Annotated in this window: 19 protein-coding genes; 9 read left to right on the forward strand and 10 right to left on the reverse strand. The window is 69.3% G+C overall.

Features of this window, described 5'->3' with window-relative positions; genetic code table 11:
* Positions 1 to 74: 74 nt before the first annotated feature.
* Positions 75 to 1,688 carry a bifunctional phosphoribosylaminoimidazolecarboxamide formyltransferase/IMP cyclohydrolase gene (gene purH, locus AB0M47_RS29950; protein ID WP_363419928.1) on the reverse strand — a complete coding sequence of 538 codons (1,614 nt, stop codon included), beginning with the start codon at positions 1,686 to 1,688 and terminating at the stop codon, positions 75 to 77.
* Positions 1,685 to 2,302, reverse strand: coding sequence for a phosphoribosylglycinamide formyltransferase (gene purN / locus AB0M47_RS29955; protein WP_363419930.1), 618 nt, complete (start codon positions 2,300 to 2,302; stop codon positions 1,685 to 1,687). The genes purH and purN overlap by 4 nt, the downstream gene beginning before the upstream one ends.
* A 113-nt stretch (positions 2,303 to 2,415) precedes the next feature.
* Here purN and AB0M47_RS29960 point away from each other — a divergent pair, with 113 nt between their 5' ends.
* Together AB0M47_RS29960 and AB0M47_RS29965 are read left to right on the forward strand one after the other, a co-directional pair.
* Entirely contained in the window at positions 2,416 to 3,066 is a 651-nt protein-coding gene (locus tag AB0M47_RS29960) for a DUF4190 domain-containing protein (RefSeq protein ID WP_363419932.1), read from the forward strand.
* Between the two features lie 169 nt (positions 3,067 to 3,235).
* Positions 3,236 to 3,475, forward strand: a complete 240-nt coding sequence (locus tag AB0M47_RS29965; RefSeq protein WP_363419934.1) for a hypothetical protein — start codon at positions 3,236 to 3,238, stop codon at positions 3,473 to 3,475.
* A gap of 45 nt (positions 3,476 to 3,520) precedes the next feature.
* Here the strand turns inward: AB0M47_RS29965 and AB0M47_RS29970 are convergent, their stop codons facing one another.
* Complete coding sequence (locus AB0M47_RS29970; RefSeq protein WP_363419936.1) at positions 3,521 to 4,891, reverse strand: DUF6350 family protein; 1,371 nt, start codon at positions 4,889 to 4,891, stop codon at positions 3,521 to 3,523.
* Positions 4,892 to 5,006: 115 nt separating this feature from the next.
* On the opposite strand from AB0M47_RS29970, the gene AB0M47_RS29975 reads away from it, so the two are divergent.
* Positions 5,007 to 5,291 (forward strand): DUF4190 domain-containing protein, encoded by a 285-nt coding sequence (locus AB0M47_RS29975; RefSeq protein ID WP_363419938.1) that lies wholly within the window; start codon positions 5,007 to 5,009, stop codon positions 5,289 to 5,291.
* A 6-nt stretch (positions 5,292 to 5,297) separates the two neighbouring features.
* Complete coding sequence (locus AB0M47_RS29980) at positions 5,298 to 5,852, forward strand: hypothetical protein (protein WP_363419940.1); 555 nt, start codon at positions 5,298 to 5,300, stop codon at positions 5,850 to 5,852.
* A gap of 66 nt (positions 5,853 to 5,918) precedes the next feature.
* On the opposite strand, the gene sucD is transcribed toward AB0M47_RS29980, so the two are convergent.
* The 3 genes from sucD to AB0M47_RS29995 all read right to left on the reverse strand — a co-directional run bounded on the left by sucD (position 5,919) and on the right by AB0M47_RS29995 (position 8,853).
* Positions 5,919 to 6,830 carry a succinate--CoA ligase subunit alpha gene (gene sucD, locus AB0M47_RS29985; RefSeq protein WP_363419942.1) on the reverse strand — a complete coding sequence of 304 codons (912 nt, stop codon included), beginning with the start codon at positions 6,828 to 6,830 and terminating at the stop codon, positions 5,919 to 5,921.
* 1 nt (position 6,831) lies between these two features.
* Positions 6,832 to 8,010 carry an ADP-forming succinate--CoA ligase subunit beta gene (gene sucC / locus AB0M47_RS29990; protein ID WP_253760068.1) on the reverse strand — a complete coding sequence of 393 codons (1,179 nt, stop codon included), beginning with the start codon at positions 8,008 to 8,010 and terminating at the stop codon, positions 6,832 to 6,834.
* A gap of 438 nt (positions 8,011 to 8,448) precedes the next feature.
* Complete coding sequence (locus AB0M47_RS29995) at positions 8,449 to 8,853, reverse strand: cobalamin B12-binding domain-containing protein (protein WP_253760069.1); 405 nt, start codon at positions 8,851 to 8,853, stop codon at positions 8,449 to 8,451.
* Positions 8,854 to 9,212: 359 nt separating this feature from the next.
* On the opposite strand from AB0M47_RS29995, the gene AB0M47_RS30000 reads away from it, so the two are divergent.
* From AB0M47_RS30000 to AB0M47_RS30020, 5 genes are all read left to right on the forward strand, one after another.
* Entirely contained in the window at positions 9,213 to 9,920 is a 708-nt protein-coding gene (locus AB0M47_RS30000; protein WP_363419944.1) for a M23 family metallopeptidase, read from the forward strand.
* Between the two features lie 271 nt (positions 9,921 to 10,191).
* Positions 10,192 to 10,965, forward strand: a complete 774-nt coding sequence (locus tag AB0M47_RS30005; protein WP_363419946.1) for a M23 family metallopeptidase — start codon at positions 10,192 to 10,194, stop codon at positions 10,963 to 10,965.
* A gap of 245 nt (positions 10,966 to 11,210) precedes the next feature.
* Positions 11,211 to 12,161 (forward strand): malate dehydrogenase, encoded by a 951-nt coding sequence (gene mdh, locus AB0M47_RS30010; RefSeq protein ID WP_363419948.1) that lies wholly within the window; start codon positions 11,211 to 11,213, stop codon positions 12,159 to 12,161.
* A gap of 70 nt (positions 12,162 to 12,231) precedes the next feature.
* The gene (locus tag AB0M47_RS30015; protein WP_363419950.1) at positions 12,232 to 12,909 is read left to right on the forward strand and encodes a uracil-DNA glycosylase; all 678 of its coding nucleotides are present in this window, start codon (positions 12,232 to 12,234) and stop codon (positions 12,907 to 12,909) included.
* Positions 12,910 to 13,041: 132 nt separating this feature from the next.
* Positions 13,042 to 14,259: an NADP-dependent isocitrate dehydrogenase gene (locus AB0M47_RS30020; protein WP_363419952.1), complete on the forward strand. Its 1,218-nt coding sequence runs from the start codon at positions 13,042 to 13,044 to the stop codon at positions 14,257 to 14,259.
* A gap of 194 nt (positions 14,260 to 14,453) precedes the next feature.
* Here AB0M47_RS30020 and AB0M47_RS30025 read toward each other — a convergent pair whose 3' ends face one another.
* The 4 genes from AB0M47_RS30025 to AB0M47_RS30040 all read right to left on the reverse strand — a co-directional run bounded on the left by AB0M47_RS30025 (position 14,454) and on the right by AB0M47_RS30040 (position 18,507).
* Positions 14,454 to 15,647 carry a hypothetical protein gene (locus tag AB0M47_RS30025; RefSeq protein WP_363419954.1) on the reverse strand — a complete coding sequence of 398 codons (1,194 nt, stop codon included), beginning with the start codon at positions 15,645 to 15,647 and terminating at the stop codon, positions 14,454 to 14,456.
* Positions 15,648 to 15,651: 4 nt separating this feature from the next.
* Positions 15,652 to 16,488, reverse strand: coding sequence for an alpha/beta fold hydrolase (locus AB0M47_RS30030; protein WP_363419955.1), 837 nt, complete (start codon positions 16,486 to 16,488; stop codon positions 15,652 to 15,654).
* A gap of 21 nt (positions 16,489 to 16,509) precedes the next feature.
* The gene (gene galT, locus AB0M47_RS30035; protein WP_363419957.1) at positions 16,510 to 17,676 is read right to left on the reverse strand and encodes a galactose-1-phosphate uridylyltransferase; all 1,167 of its coding nucleotides are present in this window, start codon (positions 17,674 to 17,676) and stop codon (positions 16,510 to 16,512) included.
* A 75-nt stretch (positions 17,677 to 17,751) separates the two neighbouring features.
* Positions 17,752 to 18,507, reverse strand: a complete 756-nt coding sequence (locus AB0M47_RS30040; protein WP_363419959.1) for a DeoR/GlpR family DNA-binding transcription regulator — start codon at positions 18,505 to 18,507, stop codon at positions 17,752 to 17,754.
* Positions 18,508 to 18,734: the final 227 nt, after the last annotated feature.

Below are 18,734 nucleotides of genomic sequence, written 5' to 3' on the forward strand. Positions count from 1 at the left end.
GCGAGTTGTACGCCGAAAGGGCCGCCCCGGTTTCGGGACGGCCCTTTCGCAGTTCACGAAATCTCTAGTGCCAACTAGTGCCAGAAGTGCCGGCTGCCGGTGAAGTACATCGTGATGCCGGCCTTCTGTGCGGCCTCGATGACCTGGTCGTCCCGGATCGATCCGCCGGGCTGGACGACGGCGGTCACCCCGGCCTCGATCAGGATCTCCAGCCCGTCCGGGAACGGGAAGTACGCGTCCGACGCGGCGACCGCGCCCGGCGTACGCTCGGCGCCGTCCTCGCCCAGGGTGTTGGCCCGGGAGACGGCCAGCCGAGCCGAGTCCAGCCGGTTGACCTGGCCCATGCCGATGCCGACGGCCGCGCCGCCCTTGGCGATGAGGATCGCGTTGCTCTTGGCGAACTTGCAGGCGCCCCACGCGAACTCGAGGTCGTCGAGCTGCTCAGCGGTCGCCGGCTCGCCGGAGACCAGCCGCCAGTTGTCCACGTAGTCGCCGTCGGCCTGCAACAGGTCCCGCGTCTGGGCCAGGAAGCCGCCGGAGATCTGCTTCAGCTCCACGCCCTGCGGCTGCCAGTCCGGGGCGACGAGCGTACGCAGATTCTTCTTCGCGGTGAGGACGGCGAGCGCGTCGTCGGTGTAGCCCGGGGCCACGATGACCTCCGTGAAGACCCCGTCCAGCTGGCGGGCCATCTCCTCGGTCACGACGGTGTTGGCCGCGATGACCCCGCCGTACGCCGAGACCGGGTCGCACGCGTGCGCCTTGCGATGCGCGTCGGCGACCGACTCCAGCGAGATGGCGATGCCGCACGGGTTGTTGTGCTTGACGATGGCGACGCAGGCCACGCCCTCGTAGGTGTTGCACGCGGCCCACGCGGCGTCGGCGTCCACGTAGTTGTTGTAGGACATCTCCTTGCCGCCGAGCTGCTGCGCCCGGGCCAGCCCGGCAGCGCCCCACGGGTCGATGTAGAGCGCCGCGGCCTGGTGCGGGTTCTCGCCGTACCGCAGGTTGGCCACCCGCCAGCCGGCGATGCCGCCGAACTCCGGCCAGCTGTTGGCGCCGGGGGCGGTCGGCTCCAGCTCGACCAGGTTGGCCCCGGTCCACTGGGCGATCGCCAGGTCGTAGTCGGCGATCTCGGCGAACGCGCGGGCGGCCATGGCCCGCCGCTCGGTGAGCGAGAAGCCGCCCAGCTTCAGCGCGGCGTGGATGACCGTGTAGTCCTGCGGCGCGACGACGACCGCGACGCTGTTGTGGTTCTTCGCGGCCGCGCGGACCATCGCCGGCCCGCCGATGTCGATGTTCTCGACGCACTCCTCCAGCGACGCGCCGGAGGCCACCGTCTTCTGGAACGGGTAGAGGTTCGAGACCAGCAGGTCGAACGGCTCGATACCCAGCTTCTCCAGCTCGGCGACGTGCTCGGGGTTGGTCGTGTCGGCCAGCAGCCCGGCATGGACGTTCGGGTGCAGGGTCTTGACCCGGCCGCCCAACGCCTCGCCGAACCCGGTGAGGTCCTCGACCCGGTGGACCGGCGGACCCACGGTCTCCAGGAAGGCAGCGGTGGAACTGGTCGCGAAGATCTCCACGCCCGCCTGGCGCAGCGCCTTCACGAGGCCCTCCAGCCCCGACTTGTCCGTGACGCTGATCAGCGCCCGCTTGATCGGCTTACGCTCGGCGGCGGCCTCGATGGTCACCCGACTGTCACCTTTCGTCCAGAGATGGTCCAACCGTTGCGGGCCATGCGCCCGACGTACTCCACGAGCTGTGCCCGCTCGGCTTCCTTGATCCGCTCGGTGAGCGTCTCCTCGGTGTCGTCGTCGAGGACGGGCACCGCCACCTGCGCGATGATCTGCCCGGTGTCCACGCCGTCGTCGACGACGAACAACGTGGCGCCGGAGACCTTCACGCCGTACGCCAGGGCGTCGCGCGGGCCGTGGATGCCCGGGAACGACGGCAGCAGCGCGTTGTGCGTGTTGATGTAACGGCCGCCGAACTCCGTGAGGAACGCCTTGCCGACGAGTTTCAGGAAGCCGGCACTGATCACCAGGTCCGGCTCGTACGCCCGGACGGACTGGGTGAGCGCCTGATCCCAGGCGACCCGGTCGGCATGATCGGCGACCTTGTGCACGAAGGCCGGTACGCCGGCCGCGGCGGCCCGATCGAGCCCGGCGATGCCGTCCCGGTCCGCTCCGACGGCCACGACCTCAGCCCCGTACGCCGGATCGGCGCACGCGTCGAGGAGCGCCTGGAGGTTGGAGCCCGAACCGGAGATCAGCACCACGAGTCTGCGAGGGCTGCGAGTGGTCACCGGCAAACCCTATCCGGCCCGGTATCTGCGATTTCGCGGACCCAGGTCGATGAAGTGCCCTATGTTGGGCAAAACGCCACAAAGTTGGCTAAGACCGCCAGGAGGAGGTTGCCGTGACCTCACCGGACACACCGGAGCCGGAGCGCACAACCGGTACGCCCGACACGCCCGACACGCCGACGGGTGCGGGCGCTCACGAGGCTTCGTGGGCCGTGCCGCCCGCCGCGCCCGAACCGGTGGCCGCGCCGGATCCGGTGGGGCAGTCGAGCACGCCGGACATCCCTCCGCCGCCTCCGCCGGTACCGCAGACGACTCCGCCGGCCGGCGGTTACGGCCAGCCGCAGGGCGGTTACGGCCAACCGCAGGGAGGCTATGGTCAGGGCCAGCCCCGGGGCGGTTACGCGACGCCCGGCCAGCCCACGTACGCCCCGCCGGCGTCTCCGCCCCCGGGCGATCCGAACTCGATGATGAACCGGATGGGCGGCCCGAACAACGTCCTGGGCTGGCTCGCCCTGATCTTCGGCATCATCGGCACCGGCTGCTGTTGTTGCTGGTTCCTGGACGGCGCGCCGTTCCTGGGCGGCATCCCCGCCGTGATCCTGGGCATCCTGCATCTGCAACGGGTCAAGCAGCACCGCGCCAGCATGAAATGGCTCGGCTGGGTGGGCATCGTGCTCGGGGTCATCGCGCTTCTCGGCGCGCTGTGCAATTTCACCACCCATTGGAATGACAACCTGCACGACCAGGTCGTCGACAACTACTGAGCGAGTGGCCAGGGGCGGCCGGGGATTCGTCCGATCTCCGGTCGCTCTGCCGTGTTTTCACAGCAGCCCCACAGATTTACTTGTAAAACAGGGGTCACAACTGTTGCAGGACATGATTACAATCCCGCGTGCCCCATTGATGGGGCTGACAAGCTAAGGAGAACCCCTTATGACCCAGCCCGTCGTCCCGCAGCCGGCTGCTCCGGCCGGTAAGGACAACACCACCCTCTTCGGTGTGCTCGGCATCGTGATCGGTCTGATCTGCTGCGGACCCATCGGCCTCGTGTTCGCGATCCTGTCGCACGTCCAGGCGAACAAGCACGGCAACAAGCCGACCCTGGCCATCATCGGCTACGTCTGCGTCGCGCTCGGGATCATCTGGAACATCATCTACGCCGTGAACCGCTGATCGCGTACCTGATACAGCGGGCGGCCCTCCGGTCGCCCGCTGTTTCTATTCCGCCGCGATGCGTCGCCGGGCTTCGTAGAGCGGGCGCGTCCCGAGCGCGCCGATGAGGCAGCCCAGGGCGGTCACCCCCGAGCCCATCAAGGCCACACTGAGCGGCACCGGTCCGACCTGGCCGATCGCGGTGGTCAGCCGCCCGCTCGCGACGGCCGCGGCGAGCCCCAGCACCAGCCCGGCCACCGGACCGGCGAGGATCGAGCCGGTCAGCAGGTGCCCCCACCGCACCTCCGGGATGACCCCGTCGCGTGGGCGCAACCGCCGCCGGGTCAGCAGCCAGCCCGCCGCGATCCCGGCCAGTAGCGGCAATCCCAGCACGGCGTTGGCCAGCCCGCCGAGGGCGCTCTCCGGCATCGCCGCGAACGCGGGCAGCGCCGGGAGGCGTACGTCGTCGAGACCGACGAAGGAGGCCCGCACCACGCCGGCCGGTCCGAAGGCGAAACCAGGTCCGAGCAGGTAGGCGGCCGCCCACACGGCCATGTTCGGGGCCAGCGCCAGGCTCACCAGGGTCACGCCGGCCTGCCCGGCCACATCCGTCCGATAGCCCGCGAGGATCGCGTTCGCGTCGCCGCCGTGCAGCGCCACCGCCACGCCGGTCACGCCCGCGCCCGCGCCGATCACCAGCAGCGCGGCCACGCCGCCGGTCCGCGTCGCGTCTCGAATCACTTTGGGTACGCGTCGAGCGACGACCGCGATGGCGCCAGTGGCCCGCAGCGCACCGAGTGCGGCGAAGATCGCTCCAGCGACCAGGCCGTGCAGTGCCGCGCGCAGGGGAGCGACCCCGATCGCCCCGGCGTCGACGAACCAGCCGGACAGTCCGGTGAGGACGGCGTACGCCACGCCGAGGAGCAGCCCGATCTGGCCGACTCGGCGCAGATCCCGGCTGCCGCGCGCGCCGAGCGCCCGAGTCGTGTGCACCCCGGCCCGGAAGAGCCGCCAGCACGCCAGCGCGCCGAGCGCCAGCGGCGCCAGGGTCAGCGTCCCGAGGTCGGTCCGAAGTGGCACACCGAGACTGAGCAGCCAGCCTGCCAACCCCACCCGTACGCTCGTCGCCGTGCTGACAGGCTGATTCGCGGCGAGCAGCGCACCGGCGGTCAGCAGGGTTACCGGCAGCACCGCCGTCAACGCCGCGAGCAGGGCGTTCACCACGGTTGCCGCCATCGCCCGGGGCCACGGCAACGGGCGTACGCGTCGCGTCGTCGCCATCGCCGCGCGACCGCGCGCGCTCTGCCGCGGAACCCGGGTCCCGTCGGCATCGGACGGCCCGGCCGGCTGATGGAGATCGAACGCGACGGTCTCGCGCAGCGACAGGTGCCTCGCCTCCGCCGCCGCCAGCGTCTCTTCGTCCGGGGTGCCTGCCATCAGCGCCAACCTAACCACAAGAGCAACTCGATAACCACAAAGTACTCACGCGTCCGCTGTGTCGGCTTTACGCTCTGCTCAAGGTCGATTACTGATCGCAACGAGGGAGAGCCTGGTGACTGGACCGTATGACGCGCCGCAGCCGGTGCCGCCACCCATGCCGGTGCAGCCGGCCAGGCGGGACAATTCGACCCTCTTCGGCGTGCTGGGCATCATCGTCAGCATCTGCTGTGGCGGCGTGGCGGGCGGGATCATCGGCATCATCCTCGGCAAGCTCTCCCGCGATCAGGCCCGCAAAGTCGGCAAGTCCACGGGTCTCGGCACCACCGCCATGGTCATCGGCGCTGTGGTCACCGTGGCCGCGATCATCTACTGGATCGTCTATCTGGCGAGGAGGTAGGCAGGCATGACGGACCAGAACCCGACGCCCTCGCCCTACGAGCCCCCGAGCGGCTCCTCCGGCAACGACGGCGACACGGGCGCCACCCCGACCTCCGGCGCGGCCGGCGGTTACGAACCACCCAGCACCGGTAGCGGGTACGACCCGAACGCGGGTGGGGGATATCAGGCGCCGACCACCGGCGGTGGATCGATCTACGAGAGTTCGGCCTACCAGCCACCCGGTACGCCGCCACCACCGGGCGGATCGCCGTACGGGCAGCCGCCGGGCGGGCAGCAGTACCCGCCGCCCTATCAGGCGCCGGTCACTCCGGTAGCCCCGGGCAAGAACAACACGATGCTCTTCGGCATCCTGGGCATCGTCCTCGGCGTGGTCTGCTGTGCCCCGCTGGGCATCCTGTTCGGCTGGCTCTCGATGAACGAGGCCAAGAAGACCAACAGCGACGCCACTCTGGGCAAGGTCGCCTTCTGGCTCGGCATCGCGCTCACCGCGATCGCCGTGATCGGTGGTCTCATCGCGCTCTGCGCGGGCGTCTTCAGCAGCAACAACTCGAATTACTAGGCGAACGCGAGGAGCCCCTGGCGCCGGATGACGGCACCGGGGGCTCCTTCAGGCGTACCCGTTGAACTAACGACCCATGATCTCGCGCATCAGGCGGGCCGTCTCCGAGGGGGTCTTGCCGACCTTGACCCCGGCGGCCTCGAGGGCCGCCTTCTTCGCCTCGGCGGTGCCGGACGAGCCGGAGATGATCGCGCCCGCGTGACCCATGGTCTTGCCGGGCGGCGCGGTGAAGCCGGCGATGTAACCGACGACCGGCTTGGTCACGTTGGCCTTGATGAACTCGGCCGCCCGCTCCTCGGCGTCGCCGCCGATCTCGCCGATCATGACGATGGCCTCGGTCTCCGGGTCCTCCTGGAAGGCCGCGAGCGCGTCGATGTGCGTGGTCCCGATGACCGGGTCGCCGCCGATGCCGACGCAGGTGGAGAAGCCGATGTCGGCCAGCTCGAACATCATCTGGTAGGTCAGCGTGCCGGACTTGCTGACCAGGCCGATCCGGCCGGAGCCGGCGATGTCGGCCGGGATGATGCCCGCGTTGCTCGCGCCGGGCGACGCGATGCCGGGGCAGTTCGGGCCGATGATCCGGGTCTTGGCGCCCTTGGCCACGTTGTACGCCCAGAACGAGGCGCTGTCGTGGACCGGTACGCCCTCGGTGATGACGACGGCCAGCTCGATGCCGGCGTCGATCGCGTCGATCACGGCCGCTTTGGTGTGGGCGGGAGGAACAAAAATCACAGATACATCGGCACCGGTGGCGGCCATGGCGTCGGCCACGGTCGCGAAGACCGGTACCTCGGTGCCGTCACTGTGCTGACCGGCTTCGCCTTCGGCGAACGAGACAGTCGTGCCCGCCTTGCGCGGGTTCACGCCGCCGACGATGTTCGTCCCGGCCTTCAGCATCCGGCGGGTGTGCTTCGACCCCTCGGAGCCGGTCATGCCCTGGACGATGACCTTGGAGTCCTTGGTGAGCCAGATGGCCATGTCATGCCCCCACTGCGGCGAGCTCAGCGGCGCGCTTGGCGGCGCCGTCCATGGTGTCGACCCGCTCTACGAGCGGGTTGTTCGCGCCGTCCAGAATCGCCCGGCCGGCCTCCGCGTTGTTGCCGTCCAACCGGACGACCAGCGGCTTGGTGACGCTCTCGCCGCGCTCGCCGAGCAGGGCCAGCGCCTGCAGGATGCCGTTGGCGACCGCGTCGCAGGCGGTGATGCCGCCGAAGACGTTCACGAACACGCTCTTGACGGCCGGGTCGGACAGCACGATCTCCAGACCGTTCGCCATCACCTCGGCGCTCGCGCCGCCACCGATGTCGAGGAAGTTCGCGGGCTTGACGCCGCCGAACTCCTCACCGGCGTACGCGACCACGTCGAGGGTCGACATGACCAGGCCCGCGCCGTTGCCGATGATGCCGACCTCGCCGTCGAGCTTGACGTAGTTGAGGTCCTTGGCCTTGGCGGCCTGCTCCAGCGGGTCGACCGCCGACTTGTCCTCCAGCGCCTCGTGATCGGGGTGGCGGAAGCCGGCGTTCTCGTCCATCGTCACCTTGGCGTCGAGGCAGAGCACCTTGCCCTCGGCCGTCTTGGCGAGCGGGTTGACCTCGACCAGCGTGGCGTCCTCGGCGACGAAGGTCTGCCACAGCTTCACGGCGATGTCGGCGACCTGGTCGGCCACCTCCGCCGGGAACTGCCCGGCGGTCACGATCTCGCGGGCGATCTCCGGCGTCACGCCGACGGTCGCGTCGATCGGGCGCTTGACGACCTTGTCCGGCGTCTCGTGCGCGACCTGCTCGATCTCCATGCCGCCGGCGACGCTGGCGATGCAGAGGAAGGTCCGGTTGGCCCGGTCGAGCAGGTAGGAGAAGTAGTACTCGTCGGCGATGTCGGCGGTCTCCGCCAGCATCACCTTGTGGACCGTGTGGCCCTTGATGTCCATGCCGAGGATGTCGTTCGCGCGGTCGAAGGCCTCGTCCGGCGTCGCCGCCAGCTTCACGCCACCGGCCTTGCCTCGGCCACCGACCTTCACCTGAGCCTTGACAACCACGCTCTTGCCAAGGCGCTCGGCGATCGTCCGGGCCTCTTCGGGGGTCGCCGCCACGCCGCCGCCGAGCACGGGCAACCCGTGCTTCTCGAAGACGTCGCGCCCCTGGTACTCGTACAGGTCCACGTAAGCGTCCCGTTCCGTCCGTCTGGGGAGCCCGTCGCCTGATGAGACGGGCCATCTTAAGCGGCAGCCTAGCTTCCGCCCCCCTCCCGAACGGCCGTTCGGGTACCCATATGTGCACGATCCCACAGCCGGCCGCATCACCCCACGTCGACCGGCGTACGCCCAGCCGCTCGGCGGCACAGCCGGGCCGGAACATCCGCCGGATCTTTTTTCTCGGGCCGCGTAACCCGCCCGGTCAGGCCTCGTTGAAGTGGATGTCGGAGCACTGAGGGGTGGCTCTGACAAGGTAAAACGGCCGATGCCCTGTCGGTCGAGGGGTGGCGGCGGGGCGTCGTGCATATGAGGAGCCGGACGTGTGAGGGGTGCGTCCGGCTCCTCCCTTTTGTGCTTTCCACGGTTCTGGCCGGGCCGGAATCGGGAGTGACCCGCTCCGGGCGGTCAGCTCACGGTGGTGGGGACGTGGGCGCGGACCCAGTCGACGATGGACTGAGTGGTCGCGCCGGGGGTGAAGATCTTGGCGACGCCGAGCGACTCCAGCTCGGGGATGTCGGCGTCCGGGATGATGCCGCCGCCGAACACGACGATGTCGGTCGCCTGGCGTTCCTTCAGCAGTTCCACGACCCGGCGGAACAAGGTGAGGTGCGCGCCGGAGAGTACGGACAGGCCGATCGCGCCGGCGTCCTCCTGGATGGCGGTCTGCACGATCTGTTCCGGCGTCTGGTGCAGCCCGGTGTACACGACCTCCATGCCGGCGTCGCGCAGTGCCCGCGCCACCACCTTGGCTCCCCGGTCGTGCCCGTCGAGGCCCGGCTTGGCGACGACCACCCTGATGGGATCCGACATTTGCTTCCACCCTCTCGGCCTGCCCGCCGTCCGTCGCGGGCCTTAACGAACGGTAACCTGCGGAAGCCTTGACTGGTAAGCCGGTCGGAAGCTACCGCAGGGTTCTCCAAATGCGACGGAGAGTAATCAACGATTTTCCTGCCTAATAGTGTCGGACTCGGACACTTCGTGTCGCACACTCGCACTGTCCGTATGTTGATCACGCATCGGAGCTTGTGTGAACCCCTAGGGGTTCGCTACGTTGTCCCGCAGTGCCTTTGACTGCGCTACCGATGCACAAGGTCAGGATCACCTGAAATTCACCGAGGTGGTCGGGTCCGGAGAACGCCACCGGGCCACATCGACGGAGGGTGTTTGCGTTGCAGTACCGGCCAGAGCCGCTACGAGAGCGCGATAAGTATCGAGGACGCCGCCGCGTCCCGACGCCCCCCCGCAGCCGATACGTCGGCGTAGTCACCACCGCCCTGGTCGGAGCCGGAATCGTCGCGCTGGGCGCCGGCGCCGCGATGCCCGACCAGAAGGCCAACGCAGCAGCACTCGACAGCACCGACAGTGGGACTCTCGCGCAGGAGCGTAACGCCGCCGCCGATCAGACCAGCCGTAACGACCGCACCGGTGGTGCCGGGCTGGCCTCCACGACCGTCGCCGCGTCCGACGCCTGGCTGCTGCCGCTGCACGATTACGAGTTCACCTCCAACTTCGGCATGCGCTGGGGCCGCCCGCACAAGGGCGTCGACCTCGCCGCGCCGGAAGGCACGCCGTTCACCGCCGTCCACGACGGCACCGTGGTCATCGCCGAATGGCGCGGCGGATACGGGAACATGGTCATGATCGACCACGGAAACGGTCTGGCCACTGTGTACGGCCACTCCTCGCAGCTGCTGGTCAAGGCGGGCGACCACGTGAAGGCCGGTCAGGTCATCGCGCTCGTCGGCAACACCGGCCAGTCGACGGGACCGCACCTGCACCTGGAGATCCACGTCAACGGCGAAGCCGTCGAGCCGGTCGCCTGGTTCAAGCAGCACGGCGTCGATCTGAAGCTCGAGATGGAGAACATCTTCAGTTAGGCCTCTCGACCACATTCGCCCACACCGTTTCGGTGTGGGCGTTTTTGCTGCTCCCCGGCTTGCCCAAGGCTGCCCGCCGAACGCCCCGATGTCTGATTCGAAGTGATGATAGTCACAGGCATCACTGTGACTCAGGTCATGCCATGGTATTGAAATAAATTCTGGGGAAATGGGCGATTTCCCCGGATACCCGTTACCCCTAAGGGTCGCCACTAGGGCTCTGACCAGGCAATCTTGGGCCTCGTGTCAACGAGGACCGAGGGAGGCATTGGTGCCTGAGGATAATTCGAAGACCGTTCTGGACGCTGGGCGACGCCGGATGGCGTACCTCGTCACCCGGGTTCGGGGCGGCCTCGCCAGCAAGAGCCGCAAGGTCATTGTGGTCACGGCGCTTGCCGGCATCACCGGAGTAGGGCTCGCCGCGGCGAACCTCTCCACCACCCCCACAACCCCCACATCAGCTGACGCTTTGGACTCTTCCCGGAACGCCGCCGCGATGATCGCCGACCGGTCGGCGCGGGACGCAGCCGCTTCGGCATCGGCTTCCGCTTCGGCATCGGCCGACGCCGCGAAGAAGGCGGCGGACGCGAAGAAGGCCGCCGAAGCCGCCGCCGCCAAGAAGGCAGCGGAGGCCAAGAAGGCCGCCGCCTGGGTCAGCCCGCTTCCCGGAGCGCAGGTCACCTCCTGCTACGGGCAGCGATGGGGCGTACTGCACGCCGGGATCGACTTCGCCGCCGCCGAGAACACCCCCGAGCACGCGGTCGGCGCGGGCACTGTGGTCGCCGCGGGCTGGAACTACTCCGGCTACGGCATCTCGGTGCTGATCGACCACGGCAACGGGACCTACACCCACTACGCGCACATGAACAAGACCGCGGTGAAGGCCGGCCAGAAGGTCACCCCCGGCCAGGTCATCGGGTACGAGGGCTCCACCGGCGACTCGACCGGCCCGCACCTGCACTTCGAGGTGTGGAAGGGCATGTGGGGCCAGATCAACCCCGCCTCGTGGCTGAAGTCGCACGGGATCGCGACCAGCTGCAGCTGACGTAACCCCCGAAGATCACCCCCCGATATCACCCCCGATATCGAAAGCCGCCGCCCACGCCGGAACCCCCTGGCGCCGGGCGGCGGCTTCGTATGCTGCGGTGGGCGTACCACTGAAGAACACACGAACCGGACCCGGACGGCCCCGGACCGGGCCGCGGGGCTATGGTGCGAGACGTCCGGCATCGCCGGTCGTGAACGTGAGGATGCGAGCCCGTGGGCCGCAGTTTTGGGAAGGTCTGAACAATGGGCAAGAAGGTCACCGTCGTCGGCGCCGGCTTCTACGGCTCGACGACCGCGCAGCGCCTGGCGGAGTACGACGTCTTCGAGACGGTGGTGCTCACCGACATCGTCGAGGGCAAGCCCGAGGGCCTCGCGCTGGACATGAACCAGTCCCGCCCGATCGAAGGCTTCGAGACCAAGATCGTCGGCGTCACGACCGGCCCGAACGGCGAGGGCTACGAGGCGATCGCCGACTCCGACATCGTCGTGATCACCGCCGGCCTGCCGCGCAAGCCCGGCATGAGCCGCATGGACCTCCTGGGCGTCAACGCCAAGATCGTCCGTGGCGTCGCCGAGCAGGTGGCCAAGCACGCCCCGAACGCCGTCGTCATCGTCGTCTCCAACCCGCTCGACGAGATGACCGCCCTCGCCCAGATCGCCACCCAGTTCCCCAAGAACCGGGTCATGGGCCAGGCCGGCATGCTCGACACCGCGCGCTTCACGAACTTCGTCGCCGAGACCCTCGACGTCCCGGTGAAGTCGGTCAAGACGCTGACCCTCGGCTCGCACGGCGACACCATGGTCCCGGTCCCGTCCCAGTGCACCGTCGACGGCAAGCCGCTCACCGATCTCCTGCCCGCGGAGAAGATCGAGGAGCTGGTCGTGCGTACGCGCAACGGCGGCGCCGAGGTCGTGGCGCTGCTCAAGACCGGCTCGGCGTACTACGCGCCGTCGGCGGCCGCGGCCCGCATGGCCAAGGCGGTCGCCGAGGACAGCGGCGCCGTGATGCCGGTCTGCGCCTGGGTCGACGGTGAGTACGGCATCAACGGGGTCTACCTGGGTGTCGAGGCGGCCATCGGCGCCTCCGGCATCAAGTCCGTCGTCGAGACCGCGCTGACGGACTCGGAGCTGGCCGGGCTCAAGGAGGCCGCTGAGGCCGTCCGGGCCAAGCAGGCGGACATCGTCAGCCTCTGACGTACCGTGGATGGGGGCGGGCTCTCCGCCCCCATCTGCTTGTCGGGGGTGGACGGTAGGGTGTCGGGCTATGGGACTTGACCTCGTTGAACTGCTGCCTGGTGAGTGGCGGGACGTCATGAAGCCACACCTCGACCTGGAGGCCGTGGGACGCCTGTCGTCCTTTGTGGAGTCTGAGTACGCCACCCAGACGGTGTATCCGCCCCTCGACGATCTGTTCGCGGCTTTCCGGCTGTGCGCGCCGGCGCAGACCCGGGTGCTGATTCTGGGGCAGGATCCCTATCACAAGCGGGGCCAGGCACATGGGCTCAGCTTCAGCGTCCGGCCGGGCGTCTCGGTTCCGCCGTCGCTGCGGAACGTCTACAAGGAGATCCAGGAAGACCTCGGCGTGACGCCGCCGCCGAACGGCGACCTGACCCGCTGGGCGCAGCAGGGCGTACTGCTCCTCAACGCGGTGCTGACCGTGCGGGAAGGCAAGCCCACCAGCCACGCCGACCAGGGCTGGGAGTCCTTCACCGACGCCGCGATCAAGGCCGTCAACGAGTCGCCCTACCGGGTCGTCTACCTGCTCTGGGGCAGCTACGCCCGGAAGAAGGCGGCCCTCGTCCGCAACCCGAACCACGTGGTCGTCGAGGCGGGGCACCCCAGCCCGATGAATCCCCGTGGCTTCCTCGGCTCCCGCCCGTTCTCCCAGGCTAACGCCGCCCTCCAGGACGCCGGTCGGGGCGAGGTGAACTGGGGCGCCTGAGCGGGTTTCGGCCGATTTGGGGGTGTGATCCTGGCGGGGTTCCCGCCCCCGGTCGGCACCTCGGAGTCAATGGCAGTACGCTCGTACTGTTAATGCGACTTGCCAACACCTCCGAGGGGAGCGCCCGGCGCCATGGCGAAGATCAAGGTGACCAACCCGGTCGTCGAGCTCGACGGCGACGAGATGACCCGGATCATCTGGAAGCAGATCCGAGAGCAGCTGATCCTGCCCTATCTCGACGTCGACCTGCACTACTACGACCTCAGCATCGAGCACCGTGACGCGACCGACGACCAGGTCACGATCGACGCGGCCAACGCCATCAAGCAGCACGGCGTCGGCGTCAAGTGCGCGACGATCACGCCCGACGAGGCGCGCGTCGAGGAGTTCGGTCTGAAGAAGATGTGGAGGTCGCCGAACGGCACGATCCGCAACATCCTCGGCGGCGTGATCTTCCGCGAGCCGATCATCATGAGCAACGTGCCGCGGCTCGTCCCGGGCTGGACCAAGCCGATCGTCGTCGGCCGTCACGCGCACGGCGACCAGTACAAGGCGACCGACTTCGTGGTCCCCGGCCCCGGCAAGGTGACCGTCACCTACACCCCGGCCGACGGCAGCCAGCCGATGGAGTTCGAGATCGCCGACTTCCCCGGCGGCGGCGTCGCCATGGGCATGTACAACTACGACGACTCGATCCGCGACTTCGCGCGCGCCTCGTTCAGCTACGGCCTGCTCCGGAACTACCCGGTCTACCTGTCGACGAAGAACACCATCCTCAAGGCGTACGACGGCCGGTTCAAGGACATCTTCGCCGAGGTCTTCGAGGCCGAGTTCAAGGCGGAGTTCGACGCCAAGGGCCTGACCTACGAGCACCGGCTGATCGACGACATGGTCGCCGCCGCGCTCAAGTGGGAAGGCGGCTACGTCTGGGCCTGCAAGAACTACGACGGTGACGTCCAGTCCGACATCGTCGCCCAGGGCTTCGGCTCGCTCGGCCTGATGACCTCCGTCCTGATGACGCCGGACGGGCGTACGGTCGAGGCCGAGGCGGCCCACGGCACCGTCACCCGGCACTACCGGCAGTGGCAGAAGGGCCAGAAGACCTCGACCAACCCGATCGCGTCGATCTTCGCCTGGACGCGCGGTCTGGCCCACCGGGGCAAGCTCGACGGCACCCCGGCGGTCACCGAGTTCGCCGACACGCTGGAGCAGGTCATCATCGACACCGTCGAAGGCGGCGCGATGACCAAGGACCTCGCCCTGCTGATCGGGCCGGACGCGCCGTGGCAGACCACCGAGGAGTTCATGAACACCCTCGACACGAACCTGGCCAAGCGACTCTCGGCCTGACCGCGTTACTCCGGTTTGGGTGATTCGTTACGAATAGTGAGGGCGGAGCCAGCCGCACTCACCCGAAGTGAATTCACCTGCTGTCCCTTCCCCGGGGCGGGCTCCGATGGGAGTCCGCCCCGTCCCTTATCCGGGCCCCTGTGCGCGTCCTTGTGCCAGTCCTGGCCAGGCCTCGTCTGCTTGTGCGGGGGTGGTCAGGTGAGGCGTTGGTCTTGGACGGTGAAGCCGGCTCCGGTCAGCGCGTCCCGGAGGGCGTCGGCCATCGCGAAGTCCCGGTTGGCCCGGGCCAGCTCGCGGGCGGCGCGTACGGAGGTCAGCAGGGCGGGGATCGCCTCGTGTGCGTCGGTCGCCAACTGCCCGAGCTGCACGATCATGCCGCGCAGGAGGCTGCGGGCGTGCTCGTGGTCGGGGGAGACGTTGGTGTCGGCCGCCCAGTCGTCGATCGCGGTCTCCAGTTCGAGCGCGATGGCGACGCATTCCTGCACGTCTTGGGCGGCGAGCGCGGTGGCGAACCGGGCGTTGAGCGCGTCGGCGACTTCGCCGACGGAGGCGGCGCCGGGGTCGGCGAGCGGTTCCGTGGGCGATGCCGGGGCTGGGGGAGCGACAGCGGCCGCGGCCGTGGTGTCGGCGAGCGCCTCCAGCGGCAGCGTACTGCCGGTGGGGTAGACCCGGCTCTCGCCGCGTCGCCGCAAGGTCAGCCCGCCTTGGCCGACGACCTGCACCGATCCGCTCGGAAGGTCGACGAGGGCGGCCGTGTGCTCGTCGATGCCGACGATCACCGATTCCTCGGGGAGCCACTGCTCCATCCGGGCGAGCCGGCCTTCGCCGAGATAGCAGAACCGGGTGTCGTGGTGGCCGCCCTCGGCGTTGTCGTAGTGCGGGATGATCACCGCCGGTACGCCGGTCAGCTCGCGGAAGATGTCGAGCGCCGGAACCCAGTGCGGATCGAGCCCGGCCTTGTAGATCTCGTAGACCGGAATGGCGTGGGACCCGAGGGTCAGCGCCGCGGCACTGGCGAAGACGACGACCTTCGACTTCGTGATCAGGCCCGGGATCGGCGTGTCCCGCCAGTGCGTCAGTGCGTACGTGGGGGAGCCGGGACCGGCGAAGAGCCACTCGGCCTGCCGCATCGTGGTCAGCGCCCGTTCGGCCTCGACGGCCGGCAGGTCGCGGCGGCGCCAGGAGACGACGCCGATGTCGCGGCCCACGCTGGCCTTGAAGTACGCCACCGCCCGCGCGGAGATGTCGTCGGCGTTGGACTGGAAGCCGTAAGGAGTGTCGAGCAGGACGGCGGGAGCGTCGCCGACGCGGTCGAGGATCGCTCGATGCGGTTTGATCATGGTGGGCGTCGTCTCGCCCGATCCCATGAGGACGATCAGCTCGGTCATCGGTTCACCCCGCCAGGCTCAGCAGATCGGCGGCCAGTTCCTTGGGCCGTTGGGCATGCAGGTCGTGGTCGCCGCCGGCGTACGCCTGGACCCGGGCGTCGGGCAGCGCGGCGGCGGCCCGGTCGACCCGGGCGCGCGTACGCTCCGCGCGGACGGGGTCGTTGGGCAGCGCCGGGAGCAGCAGAGTCGGCGCCGTGATCCGGGGTAGCCAGTCCCAGACAGGGTGGTCCCACATGTCCCGGACGATCTCCATGTGCCGGGGGATCGGCAACCGCCGCTCGACCGTCCCGTCCGGCAGCTCACGCAGGTTGTACGCCGTGGCCGAGACGGCGGCGTCGGACCAGTCGGGATGCGCCTTCCGCAGGTACGCCTCCAGGTCGCCGGCCCGCATCCCGTCCACCGACGGCGGCCGCAGCGCCTGCTCGCAGTCGGCCCAGTCGGCGAACTCACCGGCCAGGTCGATCCAGCCGCCGTCGACCAGCGCCACCGCCGACACCAGATCCGGATACTCGGCGGCGAACCGCACGACGACGTTGCCGCCCCAGGACTGCCCGACCGCGATCACCGACCGCAGGTCGAGCGCGGCGCAGACCGCCGCGAGGTCGGTCGCGGCGGTCGCCGTGTCGAAACCATTGTCGGGCAGCGTCGAGTCGCCGTGCCCTCGCAGGTCCACGGCCCAGGTCGGGTGACCTGCCGCCACCAGGGCGGCCGCCGTCTCGTCCCACAGCCGCGCGTTGGAAGCCAGCCCATGGACCAGCAGGAACCCACGACCAGGCGCGCCCTCCCCGAAGTGGCGCACACTCAGGACGGCGTCGGGCAGCGTGACATGCAGCGGTCGCATGCCCCCGACACTAGCTGGGACCTACGACAAGGTCGCCTGGATTGCGGCCCGGAGCGCGGCCGCGGCCTCCTCCGGCGGGATGTCGTTGACGAACGCGCCCATCGCCGACTCCGAACCGGCCAGGTACTTCAGCTTCCCCGGCCCGCGCCGGATGCTGAACAGCTGCAGGTGCAGGTAAGCCAGCTCACGGTCCTCGCGTACCGGCGCCTGATGCCAGGCCGCTATGTACGGCATAGCCGGGGAGTGCTCGCGCGAGCCGCCAGGAGTGCGGTCAGCGCCGTTGAAGAGTGCGTCGAAACCGCGTACCAGTGAAAGCCACAGCGGGGCCGCGGCCTCGCGCTCCTCGTCGGACAGCGCGGCGAGGTCCGGGACCTGGCGGTGCGGCGCGAGATGGACCTCGAACGGCCAGCGCGCGAAGGCCGGCACGAAGGCGGTCCAGTGGTCGTTGCGCGCGAGCACGCGCGCACCGTCGGCGATCTCCGCGGCCAGGACGTCCGCGTAGAGGTTGCGGCCCGTGGCGGCGAGGTGGCGGCGCGCGGCCGCGAGATGCTGCCGGGTCCTCGGCGTCACATAGGGGTACGCATAAATCTGCCCGTGTGGATGGTGCATCGTGACGCCGATCTCGACCCCGCGATTCTCGAAGCAGAAGACCTGCTCGACGCCGGGCACCTCGGACAGTTCGGCAGTACGCTGCGCCAACGCCGCCAGGACGGTGCGCACCCGGCTCTCCGGCAGCTTGCCGAAGGACGACTCGTGGTCCGGCGTGAAGCAGACGACCTCACACCGGCCGACGCCGGGCCGGGTGCTCGGGTAGCCGTCGCTCAGGTCTGACCGCACTTCTGGCGGCTCGCCCGAGAGGCTCCCCGGCTCGATCGGCGCGCTGGTGGAGAACGAGGGGAACCGGTTCTCGAAGACCGCGACGTCGTAGTCGTCGGCCGGGATCTCGGTGAAATAGTCGGGCTTCGACGGGCAGAGCGGGCACTCGCTGGTCGGGGGGAGCAACGGGCGGCCCTGGCGGCTGCTCGCGATCGCCACCCACTCCTCCGTCAGCGGGTCGCGCCGCAGCTGGGTCGGCGCGGGGGGCGCGGCCAGATCCCGCTGGTCCACCGTGGCGCGTACGGCGTCGTCGGCCTCGTCGAAGTAGATCAGCTCCCGGCCGTCGGCCAAGCGGATCGAGGTGTGCTTCATCTTTTCCTTCACATGATCTCGGCGTGCGCTTCACACGATCTCGGGGCGCGCATCGCATGGTCTCGACGTTGCGCTTCAGACGATCTCGGCGTGGGTGAGGGCTTCGCGAGCTTCGTCGGGCAGCTGATCATCGGTGACCAGCACCTGCGCCGCCGCGAGATCGGCGATCGTGGCGATGCCGACGACGTCCCACTTCGAGGAGTCGGCCACCACGACCGTCCGCCGGGCGGAGTCGATCAACGCCCGGTCGGTCTCCGCCTCCAGCAGGTTCGGGGTGGTGAACCCGGCGCGGGCGCTCATCCCGTGTACGCCGAGGAACAGCAGGTCGACGTGCAGACTCCGGACCGCCGCGCTCGCGATCGGCCCCACCAACGCGTCGGACGGCGTACGCACGCCGCCGGTCAGCACGACCGTCTGGTCCGGGCGGCCCGCGCGGTGGAAGAGTTCGGCGACCGGGATCGAATTGGTCACCACCGTCAGCCCTTCGACAGCGGTCAACCGTTGGGCGAGCCGGGCAGTCGTCGTGCCGGCCGACAGTGCGATCGCCGTACCCGGCTGGACGAGCCCGGCGGCCTTCTCCGCGATCGCGTCCTTCTGCCGCTGATGCAGCTCGGCCTTGGCGGCGAAACCGGGCTCCTCGGTGGCCCCCGGCCGCAGCGCCGTCGCACCCCCGTGCACCTTGAGGATCAGCCCACGATCGGACAACATCTCCAGGTCACGGCGGATCGTCATGTCCGACACGCCGAACCGGTCCACCAGGTCGGCCACGCGTACGCCCCCGGTCGCACGGACTGCGTCGAGGATCGCGGACTGCCGCTGTGCCGCCAGCACCTATCCCTTCACCCCACCCCACACGCCCACACGTTTCCCAACACGTTCCAACATACACCCCCACGCCGGGGCCGGCACCCCTCGCGCCTCGGCGGCACTGGACCACCTCGCGCCTCGCCGGCGCTGGACCACCTCGCGCCTCGCTGGTGCTGGACCACCTCGCACCTAGGCGGCACTGGATCAGGGCGCTCGGCGAGGAGCACGAGTACACCATGGGCGCGGCGAAC

Origin of the sequence: Hamadaea sp. NPDC051192 (assembly GCF_040682475.1) — a bacterium.
Taxonomy (GTDB): Bacteria; Actinomycetota; Actinomycetes; order Mycobacteriales; family Micromonosporaceae; genus Hamadaea; species Hamadaea flava.

Excerpts from the sequence above, each read along its gene's own strand:
- AB0M47_RS29965 (WP_363419934.1), top strand. The coding sequence starts at position 3,236 with ATGACCCAGCCCGTCGTCCCGCAGCCGGCTGCTCCGGCCGGTAAGGAC.
- AB0M47_RS29970 (WP_363419936.1), bottom strand. The coding sequence starts at position 4,891 with ATGGCAGGCACCCCGGACGAAGAGACGCTGGCGGCGGCGGAGGCGAGG.
- AB0M47_RS29980 (WP_363419940.1), top strand. The coding sequence starts at position 5,298 with ATGACGGACCAGAACCCGACGCCCTCGCCCTACGAGCCCCCGAGCGGC.
- sucD (WP_363419942.1), bottom strand. The coding sequence starts at position 6,830 with ATGGCCATCTGGCTCACCAAGGACTCCAAGGTCATCGTCCAGGGCATG.
- AB0M47_RS29995 (WP_253760069.1), bottom strand. The coding sequence starts at position 8,853 with ATGTCGGATCCCATCAGGGTGGTCGTCGCCAAGCCGGGCCTCGACGGG.
- mdh (WP_363419948.1), top strand. The coding sequence starts at position 11,211 with ATGGGCAAGAAGGTCACCGTCGTCGGCGCCGGCTTCTACGGCTCGACG.
- AB0M47_RS30015 (WP_363419950.1), top strand. The coding sequence starts at position 12,232 with ATGGGACTTGACCTCGTTGAACTGCTGCCTGGTGAGTGGCGGGACGTC.
- AB0M47_RS30020 (WP_363419952.1), top strand. The coding sequence starts at position 13,042 with ATGGCGAAGATCAAGGTGACCAACCCGGTCGTCGAGCTCGACGGCGAC.
- AB0M47_RS30025 (WP_363419954.1), bottom strand. The coding sequence starts at position 15,647 with ATGACCGAGCTGATCGTCCTCATGGGATCGGGCGAGACGACGCCCACC.
- AB0M47_RS30030 (WP_363419955.1), bottom strand. The coding sequence starts at position 16,488 with ATGCGACCGCTGCATGTCACGCTGCCCGACGCCGTCCTGAGTGTGCGC.
- galT (WP_363419957.1), bottom strand. The coding sequence starts at position 17,676 with ATGAAGCACACCTCGATCCGCTTGGCCGACGGCCGGGAGCTGATCTAC.